Annotated in this window: 5 protein-coding genes and 1 riboswitch; of the genes, 1 reads left to right on the top strand and 4 read right to left on the bottom strand. The window is 66.6% G+C overall.

What is annotated here, in order from left to right:
- Positions 1-12 precede the first annotated feature (12 nt).
- The 4 genes from rpmA to P2Q66_RS19420 all read right to left on the bottom strand — a co-directional run bounded on the left by rpmA (position 13) and on the right by P2Q66_RS19420 (position 6,184).
- The gene (gene rpmA / locus P2Q66_RS19435) at positions 13-276 is read right to left on the bottom strand and encodes a 50S ribosomal protein L27 (RefSeq protein WP_009372867.1); all 264 of its coding nucleotides are present in this window, start codon (positions 274-276) and stop codon (positions 13-15) included.
- A gap of 61 nt (positions 277-337) precedes the next feature.
- Positions 338-646 (bottom strand): 50S ribosomal protein L21, encoded by a 309-nt coding sequence (gene rplU / locus P2Q66_RS19430; RefSeq protein ID WP_079596325.1) that lies wholly within the window; start codon positions 644-646, stop codon positions 338-340.
- Between the two features lie 298 nt (positions 647-944).
- Positions 945-2,465, bottom strand: a complete 1,521-nt coding sequence (thiD, locus tag P2Q66_RS19425; protein WP_275730771.1) for a bifunctional hydroxymethylpyrimidine kinase/phosphomethylpyrimidine kinase — start codon at positions 2,463-2,465, stop codon at positions 945-947.
- Between the two features lie 7 nt (positions 2,466-2,472).
- A riboswitch (TPP riboswitch) is annotated at positions 2,473-2,570 on the bottom strand.
- Between the two features lie 152 nt (positions 2,571-2,722).
- On the bottom strand, positions 2,723-6,184 hold the full coding sequence (locus tag P2Q66_RS19420; protein WP_275730770.1) for an Rne/Rng family ribonuclease: 3,462 nt from the start codon (positions 6,182-6,184) through the stop codon (positions 2,723-2,725).
- Positions 6,185-6,628: 444 nt separating this feature from the next.
- Between P2Q66_RS19420 and P2Q66_RS19415 the strand changes: the two genes are divergently transcribed.
- Entirely contained in the window at positions 6,629-7,297 is a 669-nt protein-coding gene (locus P2Q66_RS19415) for a vitamin K epoxide reductase family protein (RefSeq protein WP_275730768.1), read from the top strand.
- Positions 7,298-7,320 lie beyond the last annotated feature (23 nt).

Raw genomic sequence — 7,320 nt, 5'->3', positions numbered from 1 at the left:
TGGAATCTGTTGTTACTCTGCAGCTGCAGCAGCAACGATGTTGACGACGCGACGACCGCGGCGGGTACCGAATTCAACGGCTCCCGGGGTCAGTGCGAACAGGGTGTCGTCGCCGCCACGGCCAACGCCGGCGCCCGGGTGGAAGTGGGTGCCACGCTGGCGGACGATGATCTCGCCTGCGGAAACTACCTGGCCGCCGAAGCGCTTGACGCCGAGGTACTGAGCGTTGGAGTCACGACCGTTGCGAGTGGAGCTCGCGCCCTTTTTATGTGCCATCTGAAATGCCTGCCTCTAAATTCTGGGGAATCTGCTGAAAAACCTGAACAGTAACCGGTGGTTACTGAATGCCAGTGATCTTGACCTTGGTCAGTTCCTGACGGTGACCCTGGCGCTTCTTGTAACCGGTCTTGTTCTTGAACTTCTGGATGACAATCTTAGGACCGCGGAGGTCCTGGAGGATTTCAGCCGTGACGGTCACCTTGGCCAGGTCAGCAGCGGCGGAGGTGACCTTGTCACCGTCTACCAGGAGCAGCGCGGGCAGCTCAATGGTGCTGCCAGCTCCACCGGCGACGCGGTTCAGGGTAACGAAGTCTCCAACGGAAACCTTCTCTTGGCGGCCGCCTGCGCGGACAATCGCGTACACCACTTGGGAACTCACTTCTCTCGACGTTTATTACTAAATTTGCGTGCGGTGCCCGGCTCTGAATTGGCTGGGTTTCCGCTGTGCCTCAACGCCGTGGATTCCCCGGGGGAATCCGTGAGCTATCCCCGAAGGGGTCATAACCCAAGTGTTGGCGTAAGCACCGAAGAACTAGACTACGCTAATTTCGTCTTCGGCCGCAAATGAGGCTGGTTCCGGCGCGTTGGCTGTGATAGGAACCACAGGCCAACCCGGCGGCGGGACCGCGCCCAACCATACTACCGGCAGGGCGCCCGCCCGCCGGTCAGGAGTGGAGGCGCGGCGCGTCGAAGAAGTCCACTTCCAGGCGGCAGGACTGCCGGAAGGCGGTGACCATCGCCGCCCGCTCGGCATCCGAGGCGTTCCGCCCGGCCCCGTCCACGATGGTGATGGCCGTGCGGGTTGCTTCGGCGAATTCATCGTCGGCGTAGGTGCGGAGCCAGTCAGCATAGGGGTGCGCTGCCGGTTCGCCCGCGGCGACAAACCGGGCATGGAGTGTTTTGCCCACCTCGGCGTACAGCCAGAAGCAGGGAAGGACGGCGGCCGCGAGCACTGCATAGCTGCCCGACGCCGATGCAGCCGTCAGGTGGTCCACGTAGGACTTGGTGACCGGACCCAGTTTCGCCTGGACGGGGCGGGTGCTCAGCCAGGACCTGTGCAGTTCCGACTCCACTTCCAGGCACTGCCGCGCGGAGGCAGCCCAGAACACCTGCTCCGTTTCGGTGGGTGCCAGGGCACTTGCCCGTGCCAGGACGCGGGAGTAGCCGTTGAGGTAGATGGCGTCCTGGGCCAGGTAGTAGGCAAACTCCTTTTCGGGGAGGCTTCCGGAGGCCAGTCCGCGGATGAAGTCCAGCCCGTAGATCGCCTTGAGGTCCTCGTCGGCTTCGGCCCGCAGCCGCGCCGCGAATCCTCCGGCGGGCGGGACGGGGCGCAGGTGGTGGAAATGGTGGACCGGCCCGTTCCCTGTTCCCACGTCCAGGCGTCCGGAGGCTTCCAACGCGCCTGCCAGCCATGGCTTCACTTCCCGCAGCGATGCCTCCCAGTCCCCCAGCCGCGCCTGGACAGTGGCCATCGCCGAGGAGAGCGAACAGCCGGTGCCGTGACTGTTGGGGGTGGCCACCCGCTCCCCCGGCACCTGGATGACTTCTGCTCCCAGCAATCCGTTCATGTTGACCAGCGCGTCCGGGCATTCGGCCCCGGCCAGGTGGCCTCCCTTCACCAGCACGGTGGTCCCGGTGGCAGCTGCCAGGCGCTTCCCCTGATCGAGCGCGCCTTCCCAGGAATCCTGCGGGCTTTCGCCCACCAGCATGGCGAGCTCGGCCAGGTTGGGCGTGAGGAGATGGGCGAGCGGCAGCAGGTCGCGGAGCGCAGCCTCAGCTGATTCCTGCAGCAGCCGGTCGCCGCTGGTGGCGACCATCACCGGGTCGAGGACCACGACGGCGGGCCGCACCTTTTCGAGCCATACCCGGACCACCCCGATGACGGCGGCGTCCCCAAGCATGCCGATTTTCACGGCGTCGATGGTGATGTCGTCACTGATGGCGTCCAGCTGGCTGGCCAGGAAGGAAGCCGGCGGGACGTGGACGGCTTCCACGCCGCGGGTGTTCTGTGCCGTGAGGGCTGTGATGGCAGCCATGCCGTACCCGCCGTGCGCGGCAATACTTTTGAGGTCCGCCTGGATACCCGCTCCACCGGAGGGGTCCGAACCCGCAATGGACAGGACACGGGGCAGGTCCCGGCCGGAATCCGGCAGGACAGGAGTGGACTGGAGAGCTTCCGCGGGCATTGCAAGAGTCGAAGACAAGAGACATCCCTTCGCCGGTACTAGCCGGACAGGTTCAACGGGTGTGGATCTCAGCCGGCCCTTCGCGCGGCACCCCGTGTCGGTTCCCCAGCCTAGCCGTTTTGCCGCCGACGCACCGAAGGTGACGTGCCGCTGCTTCTGGAACCTGGTCCGGGCCGAAACACTGTTAACGCCGGATGCCCGGAACCGGCCGTGAGGGCGATTCCGGGCATCCGGGTTTTTGTTTGTGCTGCCTGCGGTTAGAGCTCGGAAGCAGGAACTCCCACACCGAGGATGATCGGAGCCTCGGCCTGCTTGGCGCCTGCAGTGTCCGCACCGGAGGCGGCAGCCGGTTCCGGCGCCTTCGCGGCATGCGAGTGGCCTGCACTGGCTGCGGGGACGCTCTCGTGGTGCTGGACGGACGTCTCGTTGGCAGCCCCCTGGGCACGGCTGGCGCTGCGGTTGCGCCGTGGCCTCCGCTGCCGTGACTGCTCCACGGTGTGGTCCGACCAGTCCTTCTCAACGGTTGCGGCGGCGGACGGCTGCCCGGCCTTGGCCGGTTCCGAAACTGCCGGTGCCGAAACTACCGGTGCCGGAGCTGCCGATGCCGAAACCGCAGCTTCCGGCTGTTCTGCCGGAGCCTCGGCAGCCGGAGCGGGCTCACCGAGGTGCGCAAAGGCTTCAGCGAGCCGGTCGAGGGTGAGGGCAGGTTGCGCCTGCTGTTCTTCCGCGTGCTCGACGAACGGCAGGGCGACCTTCTCACCGCCAAACGTCAGGACAGCGGCGGGACGGGAGGAGGCATCGGCGTCGTGCTTGTCCGCCTCGACCGGCGCTGCCTGCTGGGCCGGCTGTGCCTGGCGGGCAGCCGCAACTTCATCGTCGTGCAGGTGGGCCGCGTGGGCTGCTGCAGCGATGTTGGCGAGGGCCAGTCGGGTTGCTTCCGCCTTGGCGTGGCGTTCGGCGTCTGACGGGTCCGGGTGGACCGTGTGCACGTGTACGGCCGCGGCCGCCGGGGCAACGTCAGGCTGCTGGCCGCCGCGTCCGCGCCGCCGCTTGCGGTCGGGACGGACACCGGGCTGGGTGCTGTCGGTCCGCTGGCCTTCGTTGCGGTGTCCTTCAGCACGGGCTTCAGGCCGGCTGTCGGCACGCTGCACGTGGTGCTCGGCGGCAACGATGTTGGCGCGTCGGTGCTCCACGGGATCGTCGTGGGTGACCACGCCGCGCCCGGCGCACGCCTCACACTGCTCACCGAAGACCTCCAGGAGCCCGGTGCCCATGCGCTTGCGCGTCATTTGGACCAGGCCCAGCGAGGTGACCTCGGCAACCTGGTGCTTGGTACGGTCACGGCCCAGGCACTCCACCAGCCGGCGCAGCACCAGGTCCCGGTTGGACTCCAGCACCATGTCGATGAAGTCGATGACGATGATGCCGCCGATGTCGCGCAGCCGGAGCTGCCGTACAACTTCCTCGGCCGCTTCAAGGTTGTTCTTCGTGACGGTTTCTTCGAGGTTGCCGCCGCTGCCGGTGAACTTGCCGGTGTTGACGTCCACCACGGTCATGGCTTCGGTGCGGTCGATGACCAGCGAACCGCCGGAGGGCAGGAACACCTTGCGTTCCAGGGCCTTGTGGATCTGCTCGTCGATCCGCCAGGCCGCGAAGATGTCCTGGTCCTTGGTCCACTTCTCGAGGCGGCCCACGAGGTCCGGCGCCACGTAGGTGACGTAGGCCTCGATGGTGTCCCAGGCTTCCTCGCCGGAAACAATCAGCTTGGAGAAGTCCTCGTTGAAGACGTCACGGACCACCTTGATGGTGAGGTCCGGTTCGCCATAGAGCAGTTCCGGCGCCAGGACCTTGGTGGAGGTGGACTGGCTTTCGATGCCTTCCCACTGGGCCCGCAGACGGTTGATGTCGTGCGTCAGCTCTTCCTCGGACGCTCCCTCGGCGGCTGTGCGGACAATGACGCCCGCGTGCTCCGGAAGGCGGTCCTTGAGGATGCGCTTGAGGCGGTTGCGTTCGACGTCGGGCAGCTTGCGGGAGATGCCTGTCATGGAGCCGCCGGGCACGTACACGAGGTAGCGGCCGGGCAGCGAGATCTGGCTGGTCAGGCGTGCACCCTTGTGGCCCACCGGGTCCTTGGTGACCTGGACCAGGACGGTGTCGCCGGACTTGAGGGCGTTTTCGATGCGGCGCTGCTTGCCTTCGAGGTTGACGGCCTCCCAGTTCACCTCGCCGGCGTACAGGACGGCGTTGCGGCCGCGTCCGATGTCAACAAAGGCAGCCTCCATGGAGGGCAGGACATTCTGGACCTTGCCGAGGTAGACGTTGCCGATGAGCGAATCCTGCTGCGTCTTGGACACGAAGTGTTCCGCCAGGACGCCGTCCTCAAGGACCGCAATCTGGATTCTGTCGTCGCGCTGCCGGACAATCATTTGCCGGTCAACGGACTCGCGGCGGGCCAGGAACTCGGCCTCGGTGATCACGGTGCGGCGGCGGCCGGTATCGCGGGACTCGCGGCGGCGCTGCTTCTTCGCCTCCAGCCTGGTGGAACCCTTGACGCTGGTGACCCGGTTGCTGACGGCCGGTTCGGTGGCAACGCGGGGCGCGCGGACGCGGGTCACGGTGTTGGGCGGGTCGTCATCCCCGCCGCCGGTCAGTTCCAGGTCCTGGTCCCCACGGCGGCGGCGACGGCGGCGGCGCGACGTGACGCCCTCTTCCAGCTGCCCGGCCTGCTCTTCGTCGGCATCCTCGGCCGTTTCGTCGTCGCCCTCAGCGCCTGCCTCTGCATCGCGGTCATCAAGGCGGCCGCGGTTTCGGCGGCCACGGCTGCGGCGCCTGCGGCGGCCCGCGGAATCCTCTGCGTCGCCTTCTTCGGCGTCGTCCTCTTCCGGCTCTTCGGCGGCTGCCGCGGCGGGGGAGGCGGGGCGCACCACCGTGCTGAGGTCCGGGGCCTGGAACAGCACGGACGTGGGGGAAGCGGGTTCCAGGAAGAGCGAGCCGAAGGGGCTGGGAGCAGCACCGGTGGCGGTTGCGTTGCTTTCTTCCTCGGTTTGGGCTTGGGGAGCGGCGGCTTCAGGCGTTGCGGCCGACGGCGTCTGGGCCGCTTCCGGCGTTACGGCTGCTTCCGCCGGGGTCTCCGCTGCCGGGGTTGCCCCGGCAGGCGCGTCCACTGCTGCGGCGGTGTCAGGGGTTTCCGCCACGTCGCCGGCTGCGGCCGGGGCTTCCTGCCCGGCGGAAACCGCTTCGGTGGCTGCCGCTTCAGCGGTTGCAGCTTCGGGGGCTGCAGCTTCAGCCGGGGCTTGAGTTTCCACCGCGGGTGCGGAGGTTTTGCGGGTGGCGACACGGCGGCGGACCGGCTTGGTTTCGGCTTCCGCTTCCGCTTCGGGGGCAGTTGCGGACGGTGCACCCTCTTCGGCAGGGGCCGTAACTCCGGCGGGAGCCCCGGTGCCCGTTGCTTCGTCGGCGAAGGCGGGAAGCGGTTCGTCAGCTTCCACTTTCTTGCGGGCCCGGGTACGCCGGGCCGGCGCCTTGGTTTCTGCGGCGGCAGCTTCAACGTTCTCCGCCGTGGCATTTTCTGCGGGGCCGTCGCCCACCGGCCCGTCTACGACGTCCTCGACCTTCGGCGCGGCCTTCCGGCGCGTCCTGACAGCCTTCTTGGGTGCAACAGCGGACTCCTCGGCCGCCGCGGCATCATCGTTAACGGCCAATTCTTGTTCATTTTCCATATGCAGCAGCGCTCCTGCCCCTGACGTACCGCCACATCCGGCACCCATTGGGGCACATATTGTCAAAACCCGCAGGCGTTGACAGAAGTCAAGTGGATACTCCCAGGTTCGCACCGGCGGTGGGGTGCGGCAGCCCGTGGGAGCCGGTGGGATGTCCTGAAACCCGTTGTTCTGCGTTGCTACAACCAGGTGCCGCCCAATGGAGTCGCGGGAGTGTGCATCGGAAGCACTCCGAAGCCTGCCCTGCTCGTCATTGGCGGTCTTGAGAACAAGCCACCGGACCGGAGTCCGAATGTGGATCGGCTTCCAGCCATGTTTATTCTCTCATACCCGGACTAAATCACGGTGGAGGCGGGGCCCGTTCTCCTTTTTGCCTGGGGATGGCTTCCAGCCTCCGGCGTTACAATCGGGCTAGGAGCACCGGACGAAAAGGACGCCACACCAATGCCCAGCATCTCCCCCGCCAGCGACACCCACGCCGCCGACCGGACCCTCGCCACGGACAGCACTCCCGCGTCCGTCCCCACCATGGCCCGCAACCGCCCCTTCGGCTGGCTGCTGGTGATCACCGGCGTTGTGGGCTGGCTCGCCTCCGGGACCCTGGTCCTGGAAAAACTCGCCGTGCTGCAGGACCCCAACCACACCACCGTGTGCGACGTTAATCCCTGGATCTCCTGCGGGGATGTCATGAAAACCTGGCAGAGTTCGCTGTTCGGTTTCCCCAACATGTTCATTGGCATCGTGGCGTTCGCCGTCATTATCACCGTGGGCATGGCACTGCTGTCCGGGGCCACTTTTGCCCGCTGGTTCTGGGTGGGACTGCAGACAGGCGTCACGCTGGGCTTTGCCTTCGTGGTGTGGCTGTGGTCCCAGGCCCTCTACGACATCCACATCCTGTGCCCGTTCTGCATGATCGTCTGGGCGGCCATGATTCCGCTCTTCGTCTGGGTGACCATCCGGAACGTCACCGCGGGCGTCATTCCCGTCCCCGCAGGTGCTGCCCGCGTCCTGGCTGACTCCGGCTGGATCATTACCGCGCTTCTTTACGTGGCCGTCATCGCCACCATCTTCTTCGCGTTCATCCAGGTGTTCGCGGGTACCTCGGGGTTCTAGGTCCCCACCAGCCCGCGAAATGA

The organism is Arthrobacter sp. Cr_A7, assembly GCF_029222765.1.
Taxonomy (GTDB): domain Bacteria; phylum Actinomycetota; class Actinomycetes; order Actinomycetales; family Micrococcaceae; genus Arthrobacter.
The sequence above is the reverse complement of the archived record's forward strand: the minus strand, read 5'-3'. Positions and strand labels throughout refer to the sequence as shown.

What these genes read in the sequence shown, in the direction of transcription:
- rpmA (WP_009372867.1), bottom strand. Translation starts at nt 276, where the DNA reads ATGGCACATAAAAAGGGCGCGAGCTCCACTCGCAACGGTCGTGACTCC.
- P2Q66_RS19415 (WP_275730768.1), top strand. Translation starts at nt 6,629, where the DNA reads ATGCCCAGCATCTCCCCCGCCAGCGACACCCACGCCGCCGACCGGACC.
- P2Q66_RS19420 (WP_275730770.1), bottom strand. Translation starts at nt 6,184, where the DNA reads ATGGAAAATGAACAAGAATTGGCCGTTAACGATGATGCCGCGGCGGCC.
- thiD (WP_275730771.1), bottom strand. Translation starts at nt 2,465, where the DNA reads ATGCCCGCGGAAGCTCTCCAGTCCACTCCTGTCCTGCCGGATTCCGGC.